Origin of the sequence: Nonomuraea solani (assembly GCF_900108335.1) — a bacterium.
Lineage (GTDB): Bacteria > Actinomycetota > Actinomycetes > Streptosporangiales > Streptosporangiaceae > Nonomuraea > Nonomuraea solani.
This window is the reverse complement of sequence record NZ_FNVT01000010.1, coordinates 84,573-109,761: the sequence shown is the minus strand read 5'-3', so window position 1 is coordinate 109,761 and position 25,189 is coordinate 84,573. Positions and strand designations below refer to the sequence as shown.

At 72.5% G+C, this 25,189-nt stretch carries 28 protein-coding genes; 9 read left to right on the top strand and 19 right to left on the bottom strand.

Annotated elements, in window-relative coordinates; genetic code table 11:
• Window positions 1-27 precede the first annotated feature (27 nt).
• Genes C4V41_RS32025 through C4V41_RS31985 form a run of 9 tightly spaced genes read right to left on the bottom strand, consistent with a single transcriptional unit; the run spans window position 28 to window position 7,462 of the window.
• Window positions 28-492: a nucleoside 2-deoxyribosyltransferase domain-containing protein gene (locus tag C4V41_RS32025; protein ID WP_103959700.1), complete on the bottom strand. Its 465-nt coding sequence runs from the start codon at window positions 490-492 to the stop codon at window positions 28-30.
• Window positions 489-1,409, bottom strand: a complete 921-nt coding sequence (locus C4V41_RS32020; RefSeq protein ID WP_103959699.1) for an endo alpha-1,4 polygalactosaminidase — start codon at window positions 1,407-1,409, stop codon at window positions 489-491. Before C4V41_RS32020 ends, C4V41_RS32025 begins: the two co-directional genes overlap by 4 nt.
• Before the next feature lie 21 nt (window positions 1,410-1,430).
• Window positions 1,431-2,534 (bottom strand): bifunctional 3-oxoadipate enol-lactonase/4-carboxymuconolactone decarboxylase PcaDC, encoded by a 1,104-nt coding sequence (gene pcaDC / locus C4V41_RS32015; RefSeq protein WP_103959698.1) that lies wholly within the window; start codon window positions 2,532-2,534, stop codon window positions 1,431-1,433.
• Complete coding sequence (gene pcaB / locus C4V41_RS32010) at window positions 2,531-3,649, bottom strand: 3-carboxy-cis,cis-muconate cycloisomerase (RefSeq protein WP_103959697.1); 1,119 nt, start codon at window positions 3,647-3,649, stop codon at window positions 2,531-2,533. The genes pcaDC and pcaB overlap by 4 nt, the downstream gene beginning before the upstream one ends.
• A complete protein-coding gene (gene pcaG, locus C4V41_RS32005) occupies window positions 3,636-4,160 on the bottom strand; it encodes a protocatechuate 3,4-dioxygenase subunit alpha (protein WP_103959696.1) in 525 nt (174 codons plus the stop codon). The genes pcaB and pcaG overlap by 14 nt, the downstream gene beginning before the upstream one ends.
• Window positions 4,157-4,870, bottom strand: coding sequence for a protocatechuate 3,4-dioxygenase subunit beta (gene pcaH, locus C4V41_RS32000; protein WP_407670099.1), 714 nt, complete (start codon window positions 4,868-4,870; stop codon window positions 4,157-4,159). Before pcaH ends, pcaG begins: the two co-directional genes overlap by 4 nt.
• A 44-nt stretch (window positions 4,871-4,914) precedes the next feature.
• On the bottom strand, window positions 4,915-6,060 hold the full coding sequence (locus C4V41_RS31995) for a thiolase family protein (RefSeq protein WP_103959694.1): 1,146 nt from the start codon (window positions 6,058-6,060) through the stop codon (window positions 4,915-4,917).
• Entirely contained in the window at window positions 6,057-6,686 is a 630-nt protein-coding gene (locus tag C4V41_RS31990) for a CoA transferase subunit B (protein ID WP_103959693.1), read from the bottom strand. The genes C4V41_RS31995 and C4V41_RS31990 overlap by 4 nt, the downstream gene beginning before the upstream one ends.
• Window positions 6,683-7,462 carry a CoA transferase subunit A gene (locus C4V41_RS31985; protein ID WP_235030494.1) on the bottom strand — a complete coding sequence of 260 codons (780 nt, stop codon included), beginning with the start codon at window positions 7,460-7,462 and terminating at the stop codon, window positions 6,683-6,685. Before C4V41_RS31985 ends, C4V41_RS31990 begins: the two co-directional genes overlap by 4 nt.
• Before the next feature lie 120 nt (window positions 7,463-7,582).
• On the opposite strand from C4V41_RS31985, the gene C4V41_RS65915 reads away from it, so the two are divergent.
• The gene (locus tag C4V41_RS65915; protein WP_103959691.1) at window positions 7,583-9,031 is read left to right on the top strand and encodes an IclR family transcriptional regulator domain-containing protein; all 1,449 of its coding nucleotides are present in this window, start codon (window positions 7,583-7,585) and stop codon (window positions 9,029-9,031) included.
• A 9-nt stretch (window positions 9,032-9,040) separates the two neighbouring features.
• On the opposite strand, the gene C4V41_RS31975 is transcribed toward C4V41_RS65915, so the two are convergent.
• Window positions 9,041-12,859, bottom strand: a complete 3,819-nt coding sequence (locus tag C4V41_RS31975) for a S8 family serine peptidase (RefSeq protein WP_146103866.1) — start codon at window positions 12,857-12,859, stop codon at window positions 9,041-9,043.
• 115 nt (window positions 12,860-12,974) lie between these two features.
• Between C4V41_RS31975 and C4V41_RS31970 the strand changes: the two genes are divergently transcribed.
• From C4V41_RS31970 to C4V41_RS31945, 6 genes are all read left to right on the top strand, one after another.
• Complete coding sequence (locus tag C4V41_RS31970; RefSeq protein WP_146103865.1) at window positions 12,975-13,916, top strand: helix-turn-helix transcriptional regulator; 942 nt, start codon at window positions 12,975-12,977, stop codon at window positions 13,914-13,916.
• Window positions 13,913-14,902 (top strand): helix-turn-helix transcriptional regulator, encoded by a 990-nt coding sequence (locus C4V41_RS31965; RefSeq protein WP_103959688.1) that lies wholly within the window; start codon window positions 13,913-13,915, stop codon window positions 14,900-14,902. Before C4V41_RS31970 ends, C4V41_RS31965 begins: the two co-directional genes overlap by 4 nt.
• Window positions 14,903-15,040: 138 nt before the next feature.
• Window positions 15,041-15,274: a hypothetical protein gene (locus C4V41_RS31960; RefSeq protein ID WP_103959687.1), complete on the top strand. Its 234-nt coding sequence runs from the start codon at window positions 15,041-15,043 to the stop codon at window positions 15,272-15,274.
• Window positions 15,275-15,330: 56 nt separating this feature from the next.
• Window positions 15,331-15,681 (top strand): STAS domain-containing protein, encoded by a 351-nt coding sequence (locus tag C4V41_RS31955; protein WP_103959686.1) that lies wholly within the window; start codon window positions 15,331-15,333, stop codon window positions 15,679-15,681.
• A gap of 117 nt (window positions 15,682-15,798) precedes the next feature.
• A complete protein-coding gene (locus C4V41_RS31950; protein WP_103959685.1) occupies window positions 15,799-16,221 on the top strand; it encodes a hypothetical protein in 423 nt (140 codons plus the stop codon).
• 138 nt (window positions 16,222-16,359) lie between these two features.
• Window positions 16,360-17,142 carry a DUF4142 domain-containing protein gene (locus tag C4V41_RS31945; protein ID WP_146103864.1) on the top strand — a complete coding sequence of 261 codons (783 nt, stop codon included), beginning with the start codon at window positions 16,360-16,362 and terminating at the stop codon, window positions 17,140-17,142.
• On the opposite strand, the gene C4V41_RS31940 is transcribed toward C4V41_RS31945, so the two are convergent.
• The gene (locus C4V41_RS31940) at window positions 17,139-17,642 is read right to left on the bottom strand and encodes a MarR family winged helix-turn-helix transcriptional regulator (protein WP_103959683.1); all 504 of its coding nucleotides are present in this window, start codon (window positions 17,640-17,642) and stop codon (window positions 17,139-17,141) included. The genes C4V41_RS31945 and C4V41_RS31940 overlap by 4 nt on opposite strands.
• 127 nt (window positions 17,643-17,769) lie before the next feature.
• Here C4V41_RS31940 and C4V41_RS31935 point away from each other — a divergent pair, with 127 nt between their 5' ends.
• Complete coding sequence (locus tag C4V41_RS31935; protein ID WP_103959682.1) at window positions 17,770-18,144, top strand: STAS domain-containing protein; 375 nt, start codon at window positions 17,770-17,772, stop codon at window positions 18,142-18,144.
• A 2-nt stretch (window positions 18,145-18,146) separates the two neighbouring features.
• Here C4V41_RS31935 and C4V41_RS31930 read toward each other — a convergent pair whose 3' ends face one another.
• Together C4V41_RS31930 and C4V41_RS31925 are read right to left on the bottom strand one after the other, a co-directional pair.
• A complete protein-coding gene (locus tag C4V41_RS31930) occupies window positions 18,147-18,629 on the bottom strand; it encodes a hypothetical protein (RefSeq protein ID WP_235030493.1) in 483 nt (160 codons plus the stop codon).
• Window positions 18,626-19,150 carry an RNA polymerase sigma factor gene (locus C4V41_RS31925; protein ID WP_103959680.1) on the bottom strand — a complete coding sequence of 175 codons (525 nt, stop codon included), beginning with the start codon at window positions 19,148-19,150 and terminating at the stop codon, window positions 18,626-18,628. The genes C4V41_RS31930 and C4V41_RS31925 overlap by 4 nt, the downstream gene beginning before the upstream one ends.
• Window positions 19,151-19,300: 150 nt before the next feature.
• On the opposite strand from C4V41_RS31925, the gene C4V41_RS31920 reads away from it, so the two are divergent.
• A complete protein-coding gene (locus C4V41_RS31920; RefSeq protein ID WP_103959679.1) occupies window positions 19,301-20,341 on the top strand; it encodes an endo-1,4-beta-xylanase in 1,041 nt (346 codons plus the stop codon).
• Window positions 20,342-20,358: 17 nt separating this feature from the next.
• Here the strand turns inward: C4V41_RS31920 and C4V41_RS31915 are convergent, their stop codons facing one another.
• The 6 genes from C4V41_RS31915 to C4V41_RS31890 form a co-directional block, all read right to left on the bottom strand.
• The gene (locus C4V41_RS31915) at window positions 20,359-20,898 is read right to left on the bottom strand and encodes a hypothetical protein (RefSeq protein ID WP_103959678.1); all 540 of its coding nucleotides are present in this window, start codon (window positions 20,896-20,898) and stop codon (window positions 20,359-20,361) included.
• A gap of 5 nt (window positions 20,899-20,903) precedes the next feature.
• A complete protein-coding gene (locus C4V41_RS31910; RefSeq protein WP_103959677.1) occupies window positions 20,904-21,296 on the bottom strand; it encodes an RrF2 family transcriptional regulator in 393 nt (130 codons plus the stop codon).
• Between the two features lie 13 nt (window positions 21,297-21,309).
• Entirely contained in the window at window positions 21,310-22,248 is a 939-nt protein-coding gene (locus C4V41_RS31905) for a sulfite exporter TauE/SafE family protein (protein ID WP_103959676.1), read from the bottom strand.
• Window positions 22,249-22,367: 119 nt separating this feature from the next.
• Window positions 22,368-22,754: a hypothetical protein gene (locus C4V41_RS31900; protein ID WP_103959675.1), complete on the bottom strand. Its 387-nt coding sequence runs from the start codon at window positions 22,752-22,754 to the stop codon at window positions 22,368-22,370.
• Entirely contained in the window at window positions 22,751-24,061 is a 1,311-nt protein-coding gene (locus C4V41_RS65470) for a hypothetical protein (protein WP_146103863.1), read from the bottom strand. The genes C4V41_RS31900 and C4V41_RS65470 overlap by 4 nt, the downstream gene beginning before the upstream one ends.
• Window positions 24,058-25,146 (bottom strand): hypothetical protein, encoded by a 1,089-nt coding sequence (locus tag C4V41_RS31890; RefSeq protein WP_235030492.1) that lies wholly within the window; start codon window positions 25,144-25,146, stop codon window positions 24,058-24,060. The genes C4V41_RS65470 and C4V41_RS31890 overlap by 4 nt, the downstream gene beginning before the upstream one ends.
• Window positions 25,147-25,189: the final 43 nt, after the last annotated feature.

The window sequence follows — 25,189 nt, the reverse complement described above, 5'->3', positions numbered from 1 at the left end:
GCGGCCGCGAGCCGGCCGCACCCGAGGTCAGCCGGCGGTGAGGCGTTCGTGGACGGCCGTCAGGGTGGCGGGCAGGGTCGGGTGGACGAGCTCGCCGGGGCGGGCGAGCCGGGTCTGCACACGTACGTCCTCCGCCCGTGGATAGCCCGGGTCCGCCCCGATCACGATCCGGCGGGCCGGGTTGTCCAGCGCGGCGCCCAGCTCCAGCAGCGCGATCGGCTGCATGCTGTCCCCCGCCGGGAACCAGAACATGGTCAGCACCTCCGGCAGGTGCAGGTGGTGGTGCTCCCATGCGATCTGGGCCGGCGCCTGCGCCGGGTCGTCCATCGGGAAGTGGCGGCGGCGCGGGTTCAGCACGATCGCGCCGCCGAGCGCCGCCGCCGCCCGCCGCTGCCAGTCCTCGACCCCGGTGATGCCCCCGGCCAGGAAGACGGCCGGCGGGTCACCGGGCGCGGGCTCGTAGTAGTCGGGGGCCTCGAAGTAGCCGTTCATCGGCAGGGGGCGAACGGCTGGTCGTACAACGAATAGTCCTCGGGCTTCTTCAGGGAGTTGAAGCCGGTCGTGGCGGCGCAGAAGTCGTCCGGCGAGGTCTTGTACTCGACGTGGAACACCGCCTTGCCCGCCTCGGTGAACGGGCTCAGCTCCGAGCACTCGTCGTGCTCGAAGCACTCTTCGTTGACCGCGTAGTCGAAGCTCGACACCAGCTCGGCGGCCTGGCTGAGGTCGTTCTTGAGAGCGACGGACAGGCCCTTGCGGTGCGCCATGCCAGCCAGGGCCCGATTGTAGACGAGCTGGGTGGCGGGACTGATCGCCCAGCCGGTCGTCTCCTCGCCGGCCTCGTGGGCGTGCACGACGTCGAACTCGACCCCGTCGAACCCGGCCTGTACGCACTTGTCGACCCGGGCCGCCATCATCTCCAGCAGGAAGTCCCGCTGGCCCTTGTCGTTGTTGATGTTGGCCCAGCGCTCGTTCGGGAACTCCGGGCTGAACGGCTTGCCGAGCAGCGACCCGTCGTGCTCGTTGTGCCAGTCGACGAACTGCTGGTAGTCGGGCCGGAACTCCTCGATCGAGCCCGCGTCCACATAGCAGATCGCCTTGGCGCCCCGGGCGTGGATGGCCTGGACGGCGGCCGTGTTGAGCGTCGCGTTGTCGCCGGCGACCTCTTCGGCGGCGTACAGGTCGATGTCGAACACGGTCGGCCGCACGCACGCGCCGCCGCTCTGCGGGACCTCGCAGATGCCGACGTTGACGCCGCCGGTCTCCGGGAAGTCCGGGTTACCTTCGAGCTGGTACTGCCAGCGGCTGTCCACCGGCGGCACCCAGACGGCCGCTGCCTGGACTGGGGTGGCCACGAGCGCGGCGACCGGCAGCAGAGCTGTGGCGATCCGGGCTAACAAGGTACTGATCATGGTGATCGACCGTACCGGGCTTCATGACGCCTCGTCGGCGATCTCCGTCAGAACGCGTTGCGCGACGGCGAACGCGCTGTTGGCGGCCGGCACGCCGCAGTAGATCGCGCTCTGCAGCAGCACCTCGCCGATCTCGTCGGGGGTGAGGCCGTTGCGCAGGGCCGCCCGTACGTGCATGGCCAGCTCGTCGAGGTGGCCGCGCGCGACGAGGGCGGTGAGCGTGATACAGCTGCGCGTGCGCCGGTCGAGGCCGGGGCGGGTCCAGATCTCGCCCCACGCGTACCGGGTGATCAGGTCCTGGAAGTCCCTGGTGAAGCCGGTCGTACGCGCGATCGCCCGGTCCACGTGGGCGTCGCCGAGCACGTCGCGGCGTACCCGCATGCCGGAGCGGGACGGCAGGTGCGCCAGCAGCGCGGCGGTGACCGGTTCCGGGCGGTCGGCGTTGGCCAGGTGGGCGGCGCCCGCGACCTCGACGAGCGTGGCGCCGGGGATGCCGTCGGCGAGCAGGCGGGCGTGCGCGGGCGGTGTCGCCGGGTCCTCGCGCCCGGCCACGACCAGCGTCGGAGCGGTGATGGCGGCCAGCTCGCCGCGCAGGTCGTAGCCGGCGAGGGCGTCGCAGCAGTCGGCGTACCCGGCGGGGTCGGTGGCGGCCAGGTCGTCGAGGAGCGCGGGGTCGGGCGGCCCGGCGAACCAGCGGCCCGCGGTGGGCCCGAGCAGGGGCGCGGTGCCCTCCGCGCGGACGAGCGCCGCCCGTTCGTGCCAGGCGTCCGGCTCGCCGAACCGGGCGGAGGAGCAGAGCAGCGCCAGCGACCGGAGCCGCTCCGGGTGGCGGACGGCGAGGGTGGCGCCGATGGCGCCGCCGATCGAGACGCCCGCGTAGTGGAAGCTCTCCCAGCCCTGCTCCCTGGCGGCCGCGAGCACGAGGGCGGCCAGGTCGTCCATGGTCCGCGCGCCCGTCACCGGTGAGCCGCCGTGCCCCGGCAGGTCGAACCTGAGCACCCTGAACGTGCCCGCGAGCGCGCCGAGCTGCGGCGCCCACACCCGGGTCGAGGTGCCGAGCGACGGGCCCAGGACGAGCGGCGGCCCGCTCTCGGGGCCGTCCACCTGGTAGTGCGGGACCGTCACTTCTCCTCCAGGGCTCGCGCGACGAGTTCGGCCGCCGAGCCGGTCGTTCCGTCCAGGGTCAGGTTGGCCCGCATGCGGTCGGGGTGCACGCGCAGGTCCGCGAGCAGTTCGGCGGCGTCGTGGACGGCTCCGGCCACCAGGCGGAGCGCCTCGCGCAGCGGTTGCCATTCGGCGTGCCAGGCTCCGGCGGGGCGCTCGTCCTCGGCGGCGAGGGAGCCGTACAGGATGGCGGCCAGCGCGGGCACCTGCCGGGCGGCGGCGGCGATCATGGTGGCTCTGACCGGGTTGTGCTTGTGCGGCATGGACGACGAGCCGCCGCCGACGCCCTCCGACACCTCGCCGATCTCCGTACGGGACAGCACCAGCACGTCGGCGGCGAGCTTGCCCAGCGCCCCCGCCGCGAACGCCAGCGCCCCGGCCAGGTCGGCGATGGGGGTGCGCAGCACGTGCCAGGGCAGGACGGGCTCGGCCAGCCCCAGCTCGGCGGCGAACCGGCCCGGCAGCGCGACGCCCTGCTCCAGTGTCCCGGCGGGGCCGCCGAGCTGTACCGGCAGCGTGACGGCGGCCAGGCGGTCGCGGGCGTCGAGCGCCAGTTTGCGCCAGCCCGCCGCCTTGAGCCCGAACGTGGTGGGCACGGCCTGCTGGGTGAGCGTCCTGGCGGCCATGACGGTGTCGCGGTGCGCGCCGGCCAGGGCGGTGAGCCGGGCGATCACCTGGTCGAGCTCGGCCAGGATCGGGCCGCGGGCGCGGCGGGTGACGAGCATGAGGGCGGTGTCGACGATGTCCTGGCTGGTGGCGCCCAGGTGGACGTGCTCCCCGTACGGCCGCGCGGCCGTACGGAGGTCCGCCACGAGCGGGATGACCGGGTTACCGCCGGAACGGGCGCGAACGACCAGGCCACGCAGGTCGAACGCCCCGTCCCGCGCGGCGGCCGTCACCGCGACGGCGGCTTCGGGCGGGACCAGGCCCAGCCCGGCCTGGGCGCGGGTCAGGGCGGCCTCGGCGTCGAGCATGGCCCGCAGCACGGCCGCGTCGCCGGTGTCGCCGGCGGTCTCGGCGGCGGCCCGCATCGGGGACAGCAGGCCCAGGTCACCGCCCGGTTCAGCCGAAGTCAAAGAAGACCGTCTCCTTCTCGCCCTGCAGGTGGATGTCGAAGCGGTAGACATTCTCCCGCTCCTTGGCCGCCAGCACCGTGTGGGCGCGCTCGGGCGGCAGGGAGTCGAGGAAGGCGTGGGGGGCGAGGTAGACGCGGGTGTAGAGGTGGTGCAGCAGGCCGCGGGCGAACACGCAGACGCTGATGTAGCCGTTGCCGGGTTCGAGCGTGCGCAGCACCCAGCGGCCGTCGGCGTCGGTGGGCACGCGGCCGAAGCCGGTGAAGTCCACGCCGTGCCGGCCGATGATCGCGCCGTCGACCGGGTCGCGGCGCAGCGTGCCGGGCGCGCCGGTGAGGTCGCCGGAGGGATCGGCCTGCCAGAACTCCAGCAGCGCGTCGGGCACCGGGTCGCCGGCGCCGTCGTAGACGTGCCCGTGGACGGTGATGCCGCCGGTGGCCAGGTCGCCGCCGCCGGGGAAGGGCAGCGCGTAGCCGTAGAAGGGGCCGACGGTCTGCGAGGGGGTGGGGTTCATCGGCCCTCCTCCATCCAGGTGCCGGCGGGGCCGTCGAGGACGATGTCCCAGCGGTAGCCGAGCGACCATTCGGGGACCGACAGCTCGTGGTCGTACGCCGAGACGAGCCGCTGCCTGGCCCGGTCGTCGGTCACCGACTGCAGCACAGGGTCGTAGGCGAAGAGCGGGTCGCCGGGGAAGTACATCTGGGTGACCAGGCGCTGGGTGAAGGCCGTGCCGAACACCGAGAAGTGGATGTGCGCGGGCCGCCAGGCGTTGACGTGGTTGCGCCACGGGTAGGCGCCGGGCTTGATCGTGGTGAAGGTGTAACCGCCGTCGTCGCCGGTGAGGCAGCGGCCGACGCCGGTGAAGTTGGGGTCGAGCGGGGCCGGGTGGTCGTCGCGCTGGTGCGGGTAGCGGCCGGAGGCGTTGGCCTGCCAGATCTCGACGAGCTGGCCGCGCACCGGCCGCCCCCCGCGGTCCAGGACGCGGCCGGTGACGGTGATCCGCTCCCCCAGGGGCTCGCCCGGGTGCTGCCTGGTCAGGTCGGCGTCGTGGGCGGTGACGTCGGTGACGCCGAACACCGGCCCGGCCAGCTCGGCCGCCTCCGGGTCCTTCAGGGCGACCAGCGGCTGCTTGGGGTGGCGCAGGGTGCTGCTGCGGTAGGGGGCGTAGTCCCGGGAGGGATGGTTCGCCTCCGCACCGGCGCCGGCGGCGCGCAGCTCCGCCATCTCGCCGTCGATGTCGGACTGGGTCAGGGGCTGGGGCATGAGACCTACCTTTCGAGGACGATGGCCAGTCCTTGGCCGACGCCGATGCACAGGGTCGCCAGCCCGGTGCCGGAGCCTGCCTGGGCGAGCCGGTGGGCGACGGCGCCGGTGACGCGGGCTCCGGAGGCGCCGAGGGGGTGGCCGAGCGCGATGGCGCCGCCGCCGGGGTTGACGAGCGCGGGGTCGAGGTCGGGCAGTTCGGCCAGGCAGCCGAGCACCTGGGCGGCGAACGCCTCGTTGAGCTCGGCCGTGGCCAGGTCGCCGAACGTCCGGCCGGCCTTGGCCAGCGCCTTCTTCGCGGCCTCGACCGGGCCGAGGCCGAAGTAGCGGGGTTCGAGGGCGCTGACGCCGCTCGCCACGATCCGGGCGAGGGGCTCGCGGCCGCGCAGTCCCGCCTCGTCGGTGAGCAGCAGCGCGGCGGCGCCGTCGTTGAGCGGCGAGGCGTTGCCCGCGGTGACGGTGCCGTCCTTGCGGAAGACCGGCTTGAGCTTGGCCAGCGCCTCCAGGGAGGTGTCGGGGCGGATGCCCTCGTCTCTCGTCACCCCGTCGATGGGGACGATCTCGCGCTCGAACGACGCCTTGGCCGCCTTCTGGTGGCTGGCCAGCGCGTACGCGTCCTGTTCCGCCCGGGTGACGCCATATTTGTCGGCGATCAGTTCGGCGCCCTCGCCGAGCGCGACGGTGTGCTCGGCGGGCATGGCCGGGTTGACCAGCCGCCAGCCGAGCGTGGTCGAGACCAGCTCCTGACCGCCGGCCGGGAACGCCTTCTCGGGCTTGGGCAGCACCCAGGGGGCGCGGGTCATCGACTCCACGCCGCCCGCGATCACCTCGGAGGCGTCGCCGAGCGCGATCGCCCGGTACGCCTGGACGACGGCCTCCATGCCGGACCCGCACAGCCGGTTGACGGTGGCGCCCGGCGTGGTCACGGGCAGGCCGGCGAGCAGCGCGGCCATCCGGGCGACGTTGCGGTTCTCCTCGCCGGCGCCGTTGGCGTTGCCGAGGATCACCTCGTCCGCACGCCGCTGGTCGTTGCGCTCGGCGATGGCCCTGACGACGTGCGCGGCCAGGTCGTCCGGGCGGATCCCGGCCAGCGCGCCGCCGTAGCGGCCGAAGGGCGTGCGCACCGCGTCGACGACATAGACGGCCTTCATACGAGCACCTCCGCTCCGGTACGGGCGCGCAGCTCCGCCACCTCGACCCCGGGCGCGGTCTCCACCAGCGCCAGGCCGTCCGCGGTGACGTCGAGCACGCCGAGGTCGGTGATGATCCGGTGCACGCACGCCTGCCCCGTCAGCGGCAGCGAACACTCCTTGACGATCTTCGGGGTGCCGTCCTTGGCGGTGTGGTCGGTGATCACGATCACCTTGCGGGCGCCGTGCACCAGGTCCATCGCCCCGCCCATGCCCTTGACCAGCCTGCCCGGCACCATCCAGTTGGCCAGGTCGCCGCGGGCCGAGACCTGCATGGCGCCGAGCACCGCCACGTCGATGTGCCCACCGCGGATCATGCCGAACGACAGCGAGGAGTCGAAGAACGACGCGCCGGGCAGGACGGTCACCGTCTCCTTGCCCGCGTTGATCAGGTCGGGGTCGAGGGCGTCGGGCGCGGGGTAGGGGCCGACGCCGAGGATGCCGTTCTCCGAGTGCAGGACCACGTCGACGCCGGGCGGCAGGAAGGAGGGGATGCGGGTGGGCAGGCCGATGCCGAGGTTGACGTAGTCGCCGTCGCGCAGCTCGGCCGCCGCCCTGGCGACCATCTCGTCACGGGTCCAGCTCATCGGGCGACCGTCCCTTGCTCGGCGGGGGTGGAGACCGTGCGGCGTTCGATGGCCTTGTCGGCGGCCTGCTCGGGGGTGAGCACGAGGACGCGGTGCACGAAGACGCCGGGCAGGTGCACCTCGTCGGGGTCCAGTTCGGTCAGCTCCTCGATCTCGGCGATCGTGATCCGGCCCGCCATGGCGGCCAGGGGGTTGAAGTTCCTGGCGGCCTTGTGGAAGACGAGGTTGCCGTGCCGGTCGCCCTTGGCGGCCCGGACGAGCGCGAAGTCTGTACGAATGCCGTGTTCGAGCACATAGGGGCGGCCGTCGAACTCGCGTACCTCCTTCGGCGGCGAGGCGACCGCGATGGAGCCGTCGGGGTGGTGGCGCAGCGGCAGGCCGCCCTCGGCGACCGGGGTGCCGACGCCCGCCGGGGTGTAGAAGGCGGGGATGCCGGCGCCGCCGGCGCGCAGCCGCTCGGCCAGGCTGCCCTGCGGGGTCAGCTCGACCTCCAGCTCGCCGCCCAGATACTGGCGGGCGAACTCCTTGTTGTCGCCGATGTAGGAGGCGGTCACGCGGGCGATGCGCCCGGCGGCCAGCAGCACGCCCAGGCCGCCCCCGTCCACGCCGCAGTTGTTGGACACCACGCCGATGTCGCGGACCCCCGTGTCGTACAGGGCTCGGATCAGGACGTTGGGGATGCCGCTGAGGCCGAACCCGCCGACCGCGAACGATGCGCCGTCATGCACTCCCGCCAGCGCCTCCCCGGCGGTGGCCACCACTTTGTCCCTTGGCACGAGAGCTCCGTTCGACCGAAGTGTTCGCAGAGTGAACATTAGTTCATTATTATGCGATCGAGTATCCGTAACGGGCGCGCTCCTGTCAAAGTTCGGTTCAGGGGCGTCTGAGGAGGGCCGATGGAGCCGGCTGGCACGTTGGAACGCGGCGTGGCCGTGCTGCGGGCGCTGGCGGCCGAGCCGGCGCGGCGCACGCGGGCGACGGATCTGGTTCGGGCCACCGGTCTGGCCAGGTCCACGGTGGACCGGGTGCTGGCCACGCTGGCGCACCTCGGTTACGTGCGGATGCGGGAGCGGGAGGTGGTGCTGGCGCCGCGGCTGATGGAGCTCGGGGAGGCGTACCTGGCCTGTGGCGGGCTGCGCGACCTGCTGTCGCCGTTCGCCGAGGCCCTGGCCGAGCAGCTCGACGAGTCGGTCTCGCTGGCCGTGCCGGACGGCGACGGCGTGCGTTTCGTCGGGCAGTTCACCCGGCGGCGCACGATGTCGGTCGCGTTCGAGGTCGGCGACCGGCTGCCGGCCGACCGGTGCGCGGCGGGCCTGGCGCTCCGCGAGCCCGCCGGCTGGGCCGAGGACGACCAGCTCATCGAGCCGGGCCTGGTCGCGGTGGCGGTGCCCGTACGGGATCCGGCCGGGCGCAGGGTCTGCGCGGTGAGCGTCGTCAGCCACACCAGCCGCCACACCGCGACGGGGCTGCGCGACCACGCCCTGCCCGTGCTGCGCGAGACGGTGGCCAAGATGGAGACCGCGCTCACCGCGCCCGCCGCGACCGGGTCCGCGCCCCGGGTGGATCCGTCGCGGGGGCTCAAGGAGGAGCTGGGGGCCGCCTACCTGCAGTCGCTGGCGCGCGGGCTGGCCGTGCTGGTGTCGCTCGGCTCGGCCGCCGGCGGGCTGTCCCTGGCCGACGCGGCCAAGGTGACCGGGCTGCCCAGGGCCACCGTGCGGCGGGCGCTCATGACACTCGGCGAGCTGGGGTACGCCGCCGGGGACGGCCGCTGGGTGCTGCTGCCCCGGGTGCTCGACCTCGGGTACGCCCACCTGTCCGGCTTCACCTTCACCGAGGTGGTCCAGCCGCACCTGGCCGACCTGGTGGCCGCCGTCGGCGAGTCGGCGTCGGCCGCCGTGCTGGCCGGCGACGACGTCGTCTACGTGGCGCGGGTGCCCACGAAGAGCATCATGAGCGTCACCATCACGGTCGGCACCCGGTTCCCCGCCTACGCCACCTCCATGGGCCGGGTGCTGCTCGCCGACCGGCCCGAGGAGGAGTTCGCGGCCCTGGAGTTCCGGCCGCTGACCAAGCGCACCATCACCTCCGCCGCCGAGCTGGCGGCGGCCGTGCGGCAGGTGGCCAGGGACGGTTACGCCGTGGTGGACCAGGAGCTGGAGGAGGGGGTGCGGTCGATCGCCGTCCCCGTGCGCGACCGTACCGGCCGGGTGGTCGCCGCCGTCAACGTGGCCACCCACGCCAGCCGGGTGAGCACCGCCGGCCTGCTGCGCGACATCCTGCCCGCTCTCCGGCGGACCGCCGCGCGCATCGAGGCCGATCTGGTGCTCACCCGGGTGACGCCCTGACCTATCGCGTCACTTCAGCCCGTACGCCCGGTGCACGATCTGTTCGACCGTGTTGCCTTCGGCGTCGGTCGCCTGGACCTTGAGGCCCACGGCTCCCTTCGTCATGGCCAGCGGCGGCGGCGACACCGAGGCGCGGCCGGAGGCGGACGGGTCGAGCGGGGTCCAGTGAGCGCCGTCGTCGAAGGTGGCCCACATCTTGAGGTCGGTGACCTTGGCGTCGGCCTGGCCGAGTGAGCCGTTGTAGCCGGTGACCGAGATCCGGTGCGGCATTCCGGCCTTGATCCGGTTGTCCAGGTCGAGCGGCACGTCGTAGCGCACGTTGAGCCGCCTGACCGGCTCGCAGCGCCGCACCGTGAACGTGACGAACCAGTACATGCAGATGCCCTCGTCCGTCGTGCCGATGCCGCCGGTGGGCCGCTGCGAGCCGAACGTCCAGGCGGACTCGACGTCCCTGGCGTACAGCTGGCCCGGGTTGAGCGTGTGGTAGCGGTCGGTCATCCGGTATTCGGCCCGGGCGGGCTCCAGCGGGAAGGTGGGCATGGTCACCGCGAAGATGCCGATGATGGCCTTGACCTCGGCGAGCGGGATCTCCCGCCCGTCGCGGTACAGGCGCAGCTCGTCCTTGCCGCCGTGCTTGTCGCTCTGGAAGTTGGCGTTGTAGGTGAACGCCTCCTGGTGGGTCGGGACCGGGCCCATGATCGGTACGGAGGCCAGGAAGGTGTCGTCGGTCCGGCAGGCGAAGCACATCGCGGCGCCGATCTCGTACACCGCCTTGGAGACCATGATGTTGCCCGGCACCCGGGGCTGGATCCCCCACGCCTCGGTTCGGGAGCCCGCGGTGTCGAAGACCTCCACGGCGGTCGCCTGTCCCCCGCGGCCGGAGTAGAAGTCGGTGCCGCCGTCGTAGGTCGTCGTGACCGCGCGGGTCCAGACGAGGTCGGGCGACACCGGGCCGACGTACTCGTCCATGATGGACTGCGAGCGCCGGTCGTGCTCGATCGACGCGGTGCCGGCGAACCTGCCCGGCCTGGTCACGATCGTCACCGCCGTGTCCATCTTGATCGTGCCGGGCCGGTCGGCGTGGAAGCGGTCCTGGATGCTCTGCACGTCACTGGTCTTGACGTCGTAGCCGAGGTCGGCGGGGACGCGGCCGCTCTCGGGGAACATCAGCGAGTACAGGTACGGGGTGCTCTTGACGCCCTCGGCGGTGATGGTCACCGGCCTGCCCCCGGTCCTGGCGGCCAGCGCCTTGCCCTGGTCGGCGGTCAGGCTCATGGTCGGGATGGGGTAGAGCGGCCAGCTTCCGGCCGGGTTCAGGAAGGTCCGGCCCTGCCCCCCGTAGCCGAGGACGCCCGCCGCGCCCGCCGCCTGGGCCGCCTTGACCCGGTCGAGGGCGTTGCCCGTGCAGGTCAGGGCGGGGCAGAGGTCGCTCAGGTCGAGCAGGACGAGCTTGCCACGCACGTCCAGGCCGGTGAAGTCGGTGCCCTTGCCGCCGTTGGCCAGCGTGAGCTCGCTCTTGCCGTCGAGCATCACGGTCACCTTGGACAGGTTGAGGTAGCGGGGGGTGAGCTCGGGGCCGCCCGCGACCTTCATGGTGATCGCGGGGGCGCCGAGCTGGTAGCGGCCGCCGAGGGTGAAGGTGCCCTGGGTGACGCGCTCGGTGGGCAGCATGACGTACTCGTGCAGGCCGTACTGCGGGAACAGGGACTGGACGTCCACGGAGGCGACGCCGTTGGCGGCGGCGCGGCGGAAGGCGTACTGGGAGGCGTAGACCTCCGACGCGCGCGGGGTCTTCACCGACACCCGCTCGGCCTTGCGCAGGTCGAGGGTGATCGTCGTGTCCCCGGTGATCTCGGTCTGCGGCTCGATGGGCAGCGACTGCACCCAGTCGCCGTTCTTGTCGCGCCAGGCCAGCGCGGAGAGCACGCTGTAGGTGCCGGGGTAGACCTCGGCCTCGCTCTCCGCACCCGAGGCCGGGTAGTAGGCGTACTGGAGGTCGTCCCGGTCGTCGGTCCGCATGAGCATCCACGGGATCGCGGTCGGGCTGGTCGCGCCGTCGGGCAGCACCATCTTCGTCCGCACGGTGACCTTGCGCGGCTCGACGAACGCGCCGACGGCGGTGGTGACCTGGACGTCGCCGGCCGTGGCGCGGACGAAGCCCTCGTACCAGGTGTCCGGGCCCGAGGGGTCGAACGTGACCGCGACGGAGGCGGTGCCGCGCGCGGGAACGGTGACCGAGTCGCGGTCGACGGTGAGCGTGCGCGCGGGCACGGCGCCGCCCCGGTGGGCGGTGACGCCCGTCTTGAGCGCGAAGGTGACGGGCTGGTCGCCGTCGTTGGTGTACGTGATCGTCTTGCTGACCGGGCCGTTCTGCGGCGAGGCCAGGAAGCCGAAGTCGACGGCGCCGGAGCCGGTCACCCGCTGGGCGACGGCCCTGGCCACGTCCACGCGGCCGGCGCCCTGCTCGTACGCGTCGCCCCCGTCACCGTGAGCGGCGCTGGTCAGGGCGGCCTTGAGCCGGGGGCCGGTCCAGTCGGGGTGCTGCCCGGCCAGCAGCGCGGCCGCGCCCGCGACGTGCGGGGTGGCCATCGAGGTGCCGGAGGCGGCCGTGTGCGTGGCATCCACGGGCACGCCCATGGAGGTGCCCTGCGCGCGGGCGGCCACGATGTCCACGCCGGGCGCGGAGATGTCCGGCTTGAGCGTGTAGTCGAAGGCGGTGGGCCCCTTGCTGGAGAACGACGCCACCTGGTCAGAGCGGTCCACCGCGGCCACGGTCAGCGCGGACGCGGCGGTGCCGGGCGAGCCGATGGTGCGGCTGTCGGAGTCGTTGCCCGCCGCGACCACGAAGAGCGCCCCCGACTGTGCCGAGAGCCGGTCCACGGCCTCGTCGAGCGGGTTGCCGGCGCCGGGGCAGCAGACGCCGAAGCTCATGCTGACCACGCGCGCCTTCTGGGCGACCGCCCACTCCATGCCGGCGATCGCGTCGGAGACGTTGCCGCCGCCGGCGTTGTTGAGCACCTTGCCGATCAGCAGCGAGGACTCGGGGGCCACGCCGGTGTACTTGCCGCCGTTGCCCGCGATGGTGGAGGCGACGTGGGTGCCGTGCCCGTTCCCGTCGCGCGCGCTCGTCTCGGCGGTGAAGTTCGCCGTCTCCGCGACCCGACCGGCCAGGTCGGGGTGCGTCTCGTCGACGCCGGTGTCGAGGACGGCCACCCTGACGCCCTGGCCCTTGAACCCGGCCGCCCACGCCTGCGGGGCGCCGATCTGCCGGACGCTGCGGTCGAGCTTCACCTGGATCTTGCGGTCGAGCCAGATCTTGCCCGGGGCCGCCTTCGCCGTGCCGGTCGTGGACCAGAAGCGGGCGGCGTCCTTCTTGTTCACCTTCACGGCCGCGCCGCCGATGCTGGGCAGGGCCTTCGCGCCGGCGATCCCCTGGCCCCGCTGGACGATCAGGGGCAGGGTGGCGCTCTCCGCGTCGGTGTAGCCGTTGGCGGCCAGGTAGGCGACGTCGAACAGGCCCCGGTCCAGGCGGCCGGACGACACCCGGTCCAGCGCGTCGGTGGGGTAGACGTAGTAGGCGTCGCGCTCGCGTACGGACATGAAGAAGACCTGCCTGCCGTCCGGGCGCGGGGCCGGGACGACCTCGGCCTGCGGACTGCCGTCCGGCCCTGCGGCGTACGTCACCACGTCACCGGTGATCAACGTGATGCGGCGCGCGTCCGGCGGCTCGGCGACGCCGGGTAAGGGGGCCGCGGGCGGCGGGGCGGCGGGGGCGGCCATCGCGGTGGATAGCAACAGGCCCAAGGCGGCGAATGACCGACGAATCATGGTGCTCCTCAGAGATCATCGAGTCCCCGGGAACCATGACAGATCGCAGTAAAGACGCGAAAGACGGAAGTGAGTCCTCTTCCCGCCATAGGCGGAAATAGGACAACATGGGGTGGTGCTGGAGATCATCGGGCTCTCCCCCGAAGCGCAGGCCCTGTACGAGCGGCTCGTCGAACGCTCACCGGCCACCCTCGCCGACCTGACCCCCGCCACCCCCGGCGAGCTGGCGGAGCTGGCAGAGCTCGGCCTGGTCACCCCGCTGCCCGGCGACCCGCCGCGCTACGTGGCCGTCTCCCCAGGCAGAGGGCTGGACGCGCTGATCAGGGCCCGCTCCCAGGAGCTCACCGCGGCCCGGCACCGCGTCGCGCAGCTCTCGGCCCGCTTCCACCGCTCGGTCCCCGACGAGGACGCCGCCGGGCTGGTCGAGGTGGTGGTCGGCAGGGAGGCCGTCAGCGGGGCGTTCCTGCGGCTCCAGCGGGGCGCGCGGCGGCAGGTGCGGGTCTTCGACGCGCCGCCGTACGCGACCCCGATGGGCGGCAACGCGGTGGAGTTCGAGCTACTGGGGCGGGGGGTGGAGGTGCGGGCGCTGTACGACAGGCGGGCCATGGAGGTGCCGGGCACGCTCTCGCTGATCGCCCGCTACCTGGCGGCCGGGGAGCACGCCCGGGTCGGGGACGTGCCGGTGAAGCTGGCGCTCAACGACGAGCCGATGGCGGTCATGCCGCTCCGCCACGACCGGCACGTGGTGGAGTCGGCGCTGGTGGTGCACGACTCGACGCTGCTCGACGCGCTGGCGGCGCTGTTCGAGATGTGCTGGGAGCGGGCCGTGCCGCTCCAGGTCCGTCAGGGGCGCCTGGCCGAGGCGACTGAGGCCGCCGACGCGCGGCGCGACCTGCTGCCGCTGCTGGCGGCCGGGCTGACCGACGCGGCCATCGCCGCCCATCTCGGCTGGAGCGACCGCACGGTACGCCGCCACGTCCACGCCCTGCTGATCCAGCTCGACGCCAGGACCCGGTTCCAGGCCGGCTACCAGGCGGCCGCGCGGGGCTGGCTGTGACCGCGCTCGGCCCCCTCGGGCTCACCCCGGAGGAGGAGACGCTGTACGAGGTCCTCCTGGACCACTCACCGGCCACCCTCGACGACCTGACCGCCGCCTGGCCCGGCGCCTGGCCCGGCTCCGATCCGGCCGGGACGCTCGCGTCGCTGGCCGCCAAGGGGCTCGTGCGCACCTCACCGGGGCCGCCCGCCCGCCACGCCGCCGTCGCCCCGGAGGTCGCGCTCGACGGTCTCGTCCTCGCCGCCGAACGCGACCTGCTGCTGGCCCGCGACCGGGCCCGCGAGCTGGAGGAGGCGTTCCAGGAGCGGGCCAGGCAGCGCACACCGTCCGCCGTCATCGAGGTGATCACCGGCCGGCACGCGGTCGAGCAGCGGCACGCCCAGCTCCACCGCGCCGCCCGGCGACTCTTCCGCTGCCTGTCCAAGCCGCCCTACCTCGACCCCGTGGGCAGCGTGGCCGCCCAGCACGAGCTGCTCGACCGCGGCCTCACCAGCCAGATCGTCTACGAGCGGGACTTCGTGGCCCGCGCCGGGGCGCTGCGGCAGATCGAGACGATGGTCGAGTCGGGCCAGCAGGCACGGGTGCTGCCCGGCCTGCCCATGAAGCTGTACCTGGCGGACGACCGGCTGGCGCTGCTCCCGCTCAGGCACGAGCCGGCCGGCGCGGTCGCGGCGCTCGTCATCCATCCGTCGGGCCTGCTCGAAGCGCTCATCGGGCTCTTCGACGGGCTGTGGCAGCGGGCGCTGCCCCTGGGCCTGGACCCGTCCGCCCCCGGCCCGCCCACCGGCGACGCCCGGCTGGTGGCGCTGCTGCTGTCGGGGCTCACCGACGAGACCATCGCCCGCCATCTCGGCGTCGGCCACCGGACCGCCGAACGGCGGATCGCCGAGCTGATGGCCCGGCTCGGCGCGCGGACCCGCTTCCAGGCCGGTGTCCGGGCGGCCCAGTCTCAATCCCCGGCGCCGCCGGTCCGTAAGGAACCATAACGTTCCCGGCTCGGCGGGCCGGTGGCACGATGCGGATGCCGCCTCTTCAGCATGGCCGTGCCGGGGGTCAACACATGGGGAGGTTCGTCGTGCGCAGCTACGTCACGGAGTTCATCGGTCGCGGCCGGGGCGTTCGCGGTGGGCGGCATCTCCGGCGGCGCCTTCAACCCCGCCGCGGCCATCGGGGCGGCCACGATGGGCCTGTTCGACTGGTCGATGATCTGGGTCTGGCTGCTGGCCGACCTGGCGGGCGCGCGCTGGCGGGGATGGCCTTCCTGGCGCTCAACCCCCAGGAGCGGGCCCCGCTGGAGCCCTCGGCCACCTGAGATCCGCCGCTCCGGCACCATTCCGGTAGTCCTCCTGGGACGTTAGCCTGGGAGCGCCCTTCGCAGGGCGTACCCGATGGTCCCAACTGATCGGGAGACGTGATGGCAGCCGCGCTGAGGCTGACCCACCGGCATCTGCCGGGCGTGACGGTGATCGCCCTGGCGGGAGAGCTGGACACCACCAACTACGAGCACCTGCCCGCCTATCTCGGCCGGTGCCTCGGCGATCCCGCCGATCAGGTGGTGTTCGATCTGGCGAAGCTGACCTTCCTGGACAGCAGTGGCCTGCGCGCCCTGCTGCTGTGCCGCCGTTCCAGCCTGGAGGCGGGCGGTGAGCTGCGACTGGCCTGTCTGCAGCCGCTGCCCGCCCGGCTGGTGGAGATCACCGGCGTCGGAACGCACATGGCCACGCACGAGACGGTCGACCAGGCCGTCGCCGCGGCCACCACCTAACATGACACGAGGTGAACATTCTATGGCTGTCTGTGTCATAACCCCTCCTTGCAGGGCGTAGAGAACGAGACGGACACTCGAAGCGGTAGTTCCTCGCCCAGCCGGGGGTGGTTCCTCGTGCGCGACGGATTCGAAACCCGCGAATCCTGGCCTTTCGAGTGCCTGCGGTGCCTGTTCGTCTGGGAGGCGGACTACGTCGTCCGTCATCTGACCGACGATCACGGCAACGAGGTGGAGATCTGGCTGAGCTCGGGGGTGACCGTGCAGCCACCCTGGTCGGGTACGGACTGCCCGGCCTGCGGCGCGTACCACACGACGTCGTTCCCCGCGGGTTACCTGACGCGCCATCCCGAGCTGATGGCGCCGCCCGAGCCCGTGGCGCTGGCCGACGTCCCCGTCCAGCCGGTCAAGGAGATCAGCGTGCCCCTCGAACGGGCGGCGCCGCCCCGGCGCCTGCTGATCGCGGTCGGCGTGCCCGTAGTCCTGTTCGTGGGCTACGAGCTGTACGAGAACCTGCTGGGACCGACCCTGCATCACTGATGCCGCTCGATTCTTGCCCAGTGCAATGAACACTTCCGTACCATGCCGCGTACCCCTTCATGAACCCAATCCAGAAGGGGATGACGGCACATGCGCTTGCCTTGGGGCCTCCACACCGTTAGCGGCGTTGCCGCCCTCTTGTCACTGACCGCCTGTGCCACCTACGCCCCATCGCCACCCGCGAACCTGCCTCCGCTCGAAACCGCGCCGGCGGCCGTCGAGGTGGAGGACACGACCGGCCCGACGGAGCCGGAGGACACCGGCACTCCCACCGACGGCGCGGTCGAGGTCGGCGGCACGGACACACCCACCGACGGCGCGGTCGAAGTCGGCGGCGGGAACACACCCACCGATGGTGCGGTCGAGGTGGGCGGCACGAGCACGCCCGGCGCTTCGGCGGCGCCCTCGGCGTCGGCGGCGCCCGGTGAGAAGGGCGGCACGTGGCAGACCAAGTGGGGGCCGCTGTCCGAAGCCGACCGGGATCTCATCAAGAAGGTCCGTCTCGCGACCCTCTGGGAGATGGTGATCGCCCAGGAGGCCATCCAGCGGGCCAGCACCGACCGCGTCCGCAAGGTCAGCGCGGAGATCGCGAGCCAGCATCACACGCTCGACCAGCAGGTCCGCAAGCTCGCCACCCAGCTCAAGGTCAAGCTGCCGGTGAAGCCGACCACGCAGCAGGCCTCCTGGATGACCGACATTTCCGCCAAGTCGGGCTCGGCCTACGACGCCACGTACGTCAAATGGCTGCGCCTGGCCCACGGCCAGATCTTCGTGCTGATCGGCACCGTCCGCGGCAGCACCCAGAACACCCTCGTACGCCGCTTCTCCGAGCAGGCCAACGCCGCGGTGCTGAACCACCAGCGTCTCCTGGAGAGCACCGGGCTGACCACCCCGGAGAGCTTCCCCACGCCGTCGGCCTAGACGCTCGCGTCGGCCCAGCCGAGCGGGTGCTGCGGGTGCGTCGGCCCCTCGCCGCCCGCCTCGTTGAACGCCTGCATGGCCGAGATCAGCGCGTGCCGCTGCGCCTCGGTCATCCGTGACACGATCGCGCCGATCTCCTCCCGGCGGTGCGCCATCACCTGATCGACGATGCGCCTCCCCTCCTCCGTCAGCCGCATCAGGCTCTCCCGCCGGTTGTGCGGGTTGACCTCCCGCACCATCAGCCCGGTGCCGGCCAGACGGTCGGCCATGCGCATGGCCGTGGAGGAGTTGACGCCGAGCAGCTCAGCCATGGTGACCAGCTTCGTCTCACCGTGCCCGGCGAGCACCACCAGCATCCGGAACTGCGCCAGCGTGACCTTGTCCTCGACCGCCGCCAGCGACCGCGCGGCCACCGCGACCAGCAGCCTCGACCCGGCCAGGACCGCCGAGACGACGGCGGATTGATCCTCCCCCTGCGCCGGACCCTCATCGTCAGCCATAGCCACTGTTGTACACGTCCGCCCCGCCCCGATCGGCACTCTCACCCGAAGCAAGCTTCCCCGCTTAATTGCACCGTGCAATGATGAGAGGTGATGTGCGCAGGTCCATGCCAGGCGGAGGAGTGGAATGGGAAGCGTTGACCGGACAGGCTTCTCCTGGGTCGTCACGCAGAGCGACGACGCCGCCGTGATGAGTGTGATGGGAGAGCTGGACCTGGCCTCGGTCATCGAGTTCCGCCGCGGTCTGGGGCAGGCCATGGCCAATCCCACCCCGCCGCTCGTCATCGTCGACCTGGCGGCGGTCGACTTCTGCGACTCCTCCGGCCTGAACACCTTGATCTGGGCGGCCAACACGGTCGAGGCGGCGCACGGCCACCTCGTGCTGAGCGGCACCCAGCCGCGACTGACCCGGCTGCTGCGGATGACGGGGTTGCACAAGCGGTTCCGCACGTGCGAGTCGGTCGCTGCCGCCAGCGAACTGCTGTCGTCACCCGACCGCTAGCCTCACTCCTTCTCACCGGTCAGTTCCCGCATGCGGCGCAGCAGGGCGCCGCGGTGGGCGTGCGCGCGGACGGCCAGCGTCAGCGCGGCGGCGACGAACACCAGCCCCACCACGAGCGGGAGCGCCAGACCTGTGCCGCGCTGCGCCGCGATCGTCGCCACGAGCGCGGTCGTGGTGGTCGAGGCCGCCACGGCGACCCAGGCGGCGATCACCCGCTCGGTGGCGAACAGCGGCACCCTGTGCTTGAGCAGCCAGCCGCCGTAGCAGGTCCAGGCCAGGCAGAAGGCGGTGAAGAGCCCGAACGCCACCTGTGTGCGGCCGGGCAGCGGGCCGGGCTCGCTCCCCCACAGCGCCGCGATGAAGACCGTCCCGGCCAGCCCGGCCACCAGCGCGGCCACCGCCCTGACGCGGGTCCGCCGCGACAGCGAGGGGTCCAGGCGCTCCATCAGCTCCCGCGCCGACAGGCGCGGCTCCTCGTTCATCATGATCTGTGTCCCTTCTCCGTCAGTAGCTCGCGTAGCAGGCGACGGGCCCGGCTGAGCCGGGATTTGACCGTGCCCACCGGGATCCCGCAGACCTGGGCGCAGTCCTGCACCGTGAGGTCCTCCAGGTAGAACAGGACGACGATCTCCCGTTCCAGCACCGGCAGGCCGGCCAGCACGGCCATGAGGTCGGCCCGTTCCACCACCGCGCCCGCCAGGTCCTCGGCGACCGGCGGCTCCGCCCCGGCGTGCGCCTCGGCCTCGGCGTACTCGCCGCGCAGGCGCTCGGCGACCGACCTTCGGGCGATGGTGAACAGCCAGGGCCTGAACCGGCCTGGCTCGCGCAGCCGGGGCAGGCCGCGGATCACGGCCAGCCAGATCTCCTGGGCCACGTCGTCGGCCCGCTCGGCGTCCAGCATGCGCCGGGCGTACGTCCACACCGGCACCCGCCAACGGTGCACCAGCTCGGCCAATGCCGCGCGCTCACCCAATTGAGCCCGCACCACCAGCAGTTCATCGATCATCTCGGCCTCCCGTCACCCAGCACAGTCGGACGAGAGGGCCGCCGGGTTCACGCGGGTTGACGGAAGGCTTCGGAGCGCTTACCGTTCCGGCGACCGGTGAAATTATCGACATATATCCGAAACTTTCGGAACCTGCTTCGGAGGCCATCGGTGAAGCCACTCCTCATCGCCCTCGCGCTCGTCCTCGCCGCCCCCGCCCCCGCGTACGCCCATCCTCGCCCGCCGCGCGACCTGCGCCAGCTCGCGCAGCAGCACGGCATCAAGATCGGCTCCGCGGTGGACATCGCCGCCCTGCGTGCCGAGGCCGACTACCACAAGACGCTCAACCGCGAGTTCAGCCACGTCACCGCCGAGAACGCGATGAAGTGGGAGTCGGTGGAGCCGGAACGGGGCGTGTTCACCTGGGCCGACGCCGACGCCCTCGTCGACAGCGCCCGCCGCAACCGCCAGCAGGTACGCGGCCACACCCTCGTCTGGCACAACCAGCTCCCCGCCTGGCTGACCGCCGGGGTCGCCGACGGCTCCATCGACGCCGGCGAGCTGCGGTCGATCCTGCGTGACCACATCACCACCCAGGTCCGCCGCTACAAGGGCAAGATCAGGGCGTGGGACGTGGTCAACGAGGTCGTCCAGGACGACGGCACGATGCGGCCGAGCATCTGGCTGACCCACCTCGGCCCCGGCTACATCGCCGACGCCTTCCGCTGGGCGCACCGCGCCGACCCGCGCGCCAAGCTCTACATCAACGACTACAACCTGGAGTGGAACGCCCCCAAGATCGAGACCACCCTGGCCCTGGTCAAGGGCCTCCAGGCACAGGGCGTGCCGATCCACGGCGCCGGCTTCCAGGGGCATCTGGGGATCCAGTACGACTATCCGGGCGACTGGGCCAACGTCATGCGCCGCTTCGCCGACCTGGGCCTGGAGGTCGCGGTCACCGAGCTCGACGTGCGCATGGAGCTGCCCGTGACCGCCGAGAAGCTGGCCGAGCAGGCCGGCTACTACAGCCGGGCGCTCACCGACTGCCTCAGCGTGCGGGCCTGCCGCGAGCTCACGGTCTGGGGCTTCACCGACCGGCACTCGTGGGTGCCGGGCTGGTTCCCCGGGCAGGGCTCGGCGTGCCTGTTCGACGAGAACCTGGCGCCCAAGCCGGCGTACCAGGCACTGCTGGCGGTGCGGAGCCCGCGCTAGCCTCCCCTCCTTCGGGGTCAGCGGCGATCGAGGCGCTGGTGCAGGCCGTAGACGAAGCGGGCCCGGTATGCCACCCCGTCGTGGTCGAAGTCGACCGCCCAGTGGTGCGGCGCCGGGCCCTCCAGTTGCACGGCCCCGGGGAAGCTGATGCCGACGTCGGCCACCACGCACGTCCACGGCAGCAGCTCCGGCAGGGTCAGCGGGCCGCCGCCCGCGGGCCGGACGAACCACTGGTTCCACAGCTCGCGGCCGGGGCCGACCAGGGCCTCGAACTCCAGCTCCGGCCAGGACGGCAGCACCCAGCGCAGCACGTCGCAGGTCAGGCTGCCGACCGGCCGGCGCTCCCGGCAGGCGGGCGGCCCGAGCGCCATCCGCAGCGCGGCCGCCCCTTTCGGGCCCCTCGGGGCGTGGGCCAGCCGGGTCCAGTGGGCGTGGGCGGCGCGCAGCTCGGCCCGGGTGGCGCCCATGCCGTCGAGGGCCTCTTCGACCTTGGCGGCGTTGAGGTCGCGCATCCGGTGCATCAGCGTCAGCTCGAACTCGCGTACCCCGAAACCCATGGTCTCTAGGGTCTCACCGCTCCGTTGGAGGTGATGACGTCGGCCAGGGTGATCTCGCTCAGCAGGGCGTCCTCGTGGCTGCGCAGCCGGGCCCAGATCTCGGTCAGTGGCGCGGCCGCCCGGGGGAAGGGCCGGGCGGCGGGCTCGGCCCCTTCCGTGACGCGGATGACGTCGGCCAGCGCGATCTCCCCGGGCGGGCGGGCGAGCCAGTAGCCGCCCTCGGGGCCGCGCTGGCTCTCGATGAGACCGGCCCGGCGGAGCTGGAGCAGGATGTTGTCGCAGAAGCGGCGGGGAATCTCCTGCGTGACGGCGATCCGTTCAGCGTGTACCGGGTGGCCGGCCTCGGCGAGGGCGAGCATGGCGCCGAGGGCGTACTGGGTGCGGGCGGAAATTCTCATGGGCGGCGGGGCCTCAGGCCGAGGCCGTTTCCTCCTCCGCGGTCCGGCTGCGAAGCTCTCCGTCCACCGCCTCGACCGACTCGTTGGCCTTGTCGCGGCGGTACTCGCGTACCGAGTAGGCGATGGCGGCCGCCCAGATGGCGGCGATGACGATGTAGGCGACCGTCTGGACGCCGCCGGAGGCGTCGATCCAGTCGCTGCGCAGCAGAGTCCGTACGTTGGTCAGCACGATGACGCCGCCCACCGCCGAGCCGAGGATGCGCGGCGGGATGTGGCGTACCAGCCAGGCCGCGATGGGCGCGGCGATGACGCCGCCGAGCAGCAGCACGCCCACCCAGGCGAAGTTGATGTTCTCCGAGCCGATGCCGACGAAGAAGCCGACGCTGGCGGCGATGGCGACCAGGAACTCGCTGGCGTCGATGGAACCGATCACCTTGCGCGGGGCCAGGCGGCCGCTGGCCAGGATGGCGGGGGTGCCGACCGGGCCCCAGCCGCCACCGCCGGTGGCGTCGACGAAGCCGGCGAGCAGGCCGAGCGGGGCCAGGAACCGCCTGCGCAGCGGCTTGCCCAGGTTGCCGCGCGGCAGCCCGAAGGCGGTGAAGCGGATGAGGATGTAGACACCCAGCGACAGCAGGATGATCGACATGACCGGCGCGGCGATCTCGGTGGACAGGTTCGACAGGAACGTCGCCCCGGCGAAGGCTCCGATGGCTCCCGGCACGCCGATCTTGGCGACGACCTTCCAGTCGATGTTGCCGAAGCGCCAGTGGGAGATGCCCGAGGCGAGCGTGGTGCCGATCTCGGCCAGGTGCACGGTCGCGGACGCGGCCGCGGCGTTGGTGCCGATGGCGAGCAGCAGCGTGGTTGAAGTGACGCCATAGGCCATGCCCAGGCTGCCGTCGACGAGCTGGGCCGCGAAGCCGACCAGCCCGAGGAGGATGAGCGCTCGCACGTTCTCCCCTTTCCTACCATTCCTACTATACAAGTAGGAATAATAATTTAGGGTGCGCGGCCTCCTGTCAACCCCTGGATGCGGACCAGTCCGGGGCCGCCGTGCGCGGCGGCCCCGGGTCACTCGGTGATCAGGGCCTTCACGGCCAGTTGCTCTTCGCCGGCGGGCCCGTTCAGCCGGATCGACAGCTCCCAGACGCCGCTCATCGCGAACAACTCGCCCTCGGCGAGGAAGCGGCCCGGCTCGGGCTCGCGGGCGGTGAGCTCCGGTGTGGCGTGGCCCATCTCGGGCATGACCGCCGACAGTGCCACGGAGTCGGCGTCGCCCGAGGTCACGGTCACCTCGACGGGCACGCGTCCGGTGGTCGGGCGGTCCAGTACGACGGTGGCGGCGTAGCGGGTGCCCGTGGTGGTCACGGTGATCGGACCGGCCGACACTCCCCTGCCCACGACGAACAGCGCCACGGCGGCCACCACGAGCACGGCGAGGGCCGCGACGCGCTTCATCGGAGCGTCTCCGAGGCCGTGACGTCCACCGTGAAGGGCGCCGTCACGATGCGGTCGCCGGTGGCGTACTGGGCCCAGGCCAGGTAGCGGCCGGGCTCGGGGAAGCTGAAGGTGAAGCGCAGCCGGCCGGCGGTGGTGCCCATCTCGTGGACGTGGCCGAGGAAGGAGCCGTCCTGGCTGCGTACGAGCAGGTGGCCGGCCATGCCGAGCCAGGGCCGCACGCCGGCGGGGGCGTCGAGCTCGATCGTGGCGGGCCGCCCGGCCACGGGAACGGCCGGCCGCAGCCGCGGGCTCACAACGGGCCGGCCGGCCGACGCGGAAGGATCGGCCGTCGCGGGCTGGTCGGCTTTGGCCTGTGGCGTGGCCTTGCCACCGATCGTGAAGTCGCCGGACAGGAGTTGCCCGCCGGAGTCCTCCCGTTCCAGCTCGGCGTGCGCCAGGTAGCGGCCCGGCCGGTCGGCCCGCAGCCGGACCTCCAGCCGGCCCGGGGCGGTGCGCAGCGGGTGGACGTGGCGGAAGTACTTCCCGTCCTCGCTGGTCACGACCATGTGGACGAGCGCCTCATGGTGGAGGGTGAGATCGTCCACGGGCCGCCCGGTGGAGCCGTCGACGAGATCGAACCGCAGGGTGAACTCCTCCCCCGCCTCCGGGCGGGCGGGCAGCGCCGCCACCTTTCCCTGCACGAACGGCCGCCCGCCCGCCTGCGCCGTCTCGACCGTGGGCGCGGCGCCATCGGCCGGGGCGGGAGGCAGTCGCGGTTCGAACACGATGACCATGACGGCCACCGTCAGCCCGGCCGCCGCGCCGCCGGCCAGCAGCAGGCCGGGGCCGCGCCGGGTCAGCGCGCCGGTGAGCAGGCCGCCCACCAGCAGCATCCCGGCCACGAAGAACCCACCGTAGATCAGGAAGTCGCCCGCGGAACCGCGCTCCACCAGGACGCGGAACGGCACCACGGCGACCTCGTTCCCGGCGCGCAGCGTCAGCTCGTGCGGCCCGGTGCGCCCGACCTTCAGCTCCGTGTACCGCGGGTCCCGGGCCGCCGCCGTGGCCACGCCCTTGACCGTCCGGCCGTCCTCGACCGAGCGGACCTCGACGCCGATCCGCGGCGCGGCGACCGGCTCGTACGCGATGACGCCGATCCGCAACGGCCCGGGCACCCGGGACGTCCCCTTGATCACCACCGTGAGCTCCGTGCCGGCGATCGTCTGGGCGATGCGCAGGTCCGCCCCCGCCATGACGTTGTGCGCCGCGGCGGGAGCGGCGGTCGCCAGCACGAGGACGGCGACGAGGCAGAGAACGCGAATCATGCCTGCTCGGCGTCGACTGCGGCAGGGGCCGGGGCTACGGCGTTGGGGAGGAACAGGACCCCGAGCGCCAGTCCGAGCAGCCCGGCCACGATCGGCGCGCCGGTCCACAACTCGGGCACGCTGGGCAGTCCGCCGCTCGCGACCGACGCGAACCCCAGGTACAGCGACCAGGTGGCCAGCCCGGACAGCCCGGCGAAGGCCCAGTACGCCGCCCGCCGCGCACCCGTCGGGCGCAGCCAGTAGATCAGCAGGTCACCGGCGACACCCGCGGCCACCAGGGACACCAGGACCGGCACGTTCTCGAAGCCCGTCTGGGCGCCCGGCATGAGAACGGCCAGCGTGTACATGATCGTCATCGACCCGGCCGGCAGGCTCCAGCGGCGCAGCAGGAGCAGCACGGGGGCGAGCGTGACGACGTTGGTGACGACCATCGCGGTGGCGAGCCGGTGGGCTCCCGGGTCGTCGATCGAGGAGAACGCCTCGACGATGCGGACGGCCTGCCACTGCAGGGCGTCGCCGTACGAGAGGAAGAGCGACACCAGCGTGGTCGCGAACGCCAGCCCGATCAGCGCGGGAAGGAGGCGCCCCAGCGACGGCCGGTCACCGATGTCAGGGGCGTTCCAAGCGGAACGCACGGGTGTGGTGAGCATGATGAGCATCGTCACGATAAGCCCTAGATGGGAAGGGCTGAAAAGAATGTCGATGCTGGTCTCGATGCCGAGCAGGGTGTGCCACATCATGTCCACGAACCCGAAGGCGGCGAACCCGGGAATGGCCAGCAGCCCCGCCAGATAACCCTGCGGTACGGCCGCCAGCCCCTGCCGCCCGGCGCGGACGTTGCGCCATACCTGCCAGATGATCCACCCGGAGACCGCGGCGAAACCCGAGTAGAACGCCGCGTGCCAAGGGGTGAAGAACGTCTCCAGTTCGCTCTTGGTGCTGTGCGCCCAGGCGTCGATCATCAGCCCGACACCGAACCAGATGCCCAGCACCGCCAGCACGAGGTCCGCTCTGGGGGACACCCATCCCCGTGACTCCCCCGAGTCCACCAGTAATCGCCGTACGCCGTCATTAGCCAAAGCCACCTCAGAACTCCTTTCTGTCGGCACAAATCTATCGACACCCGGC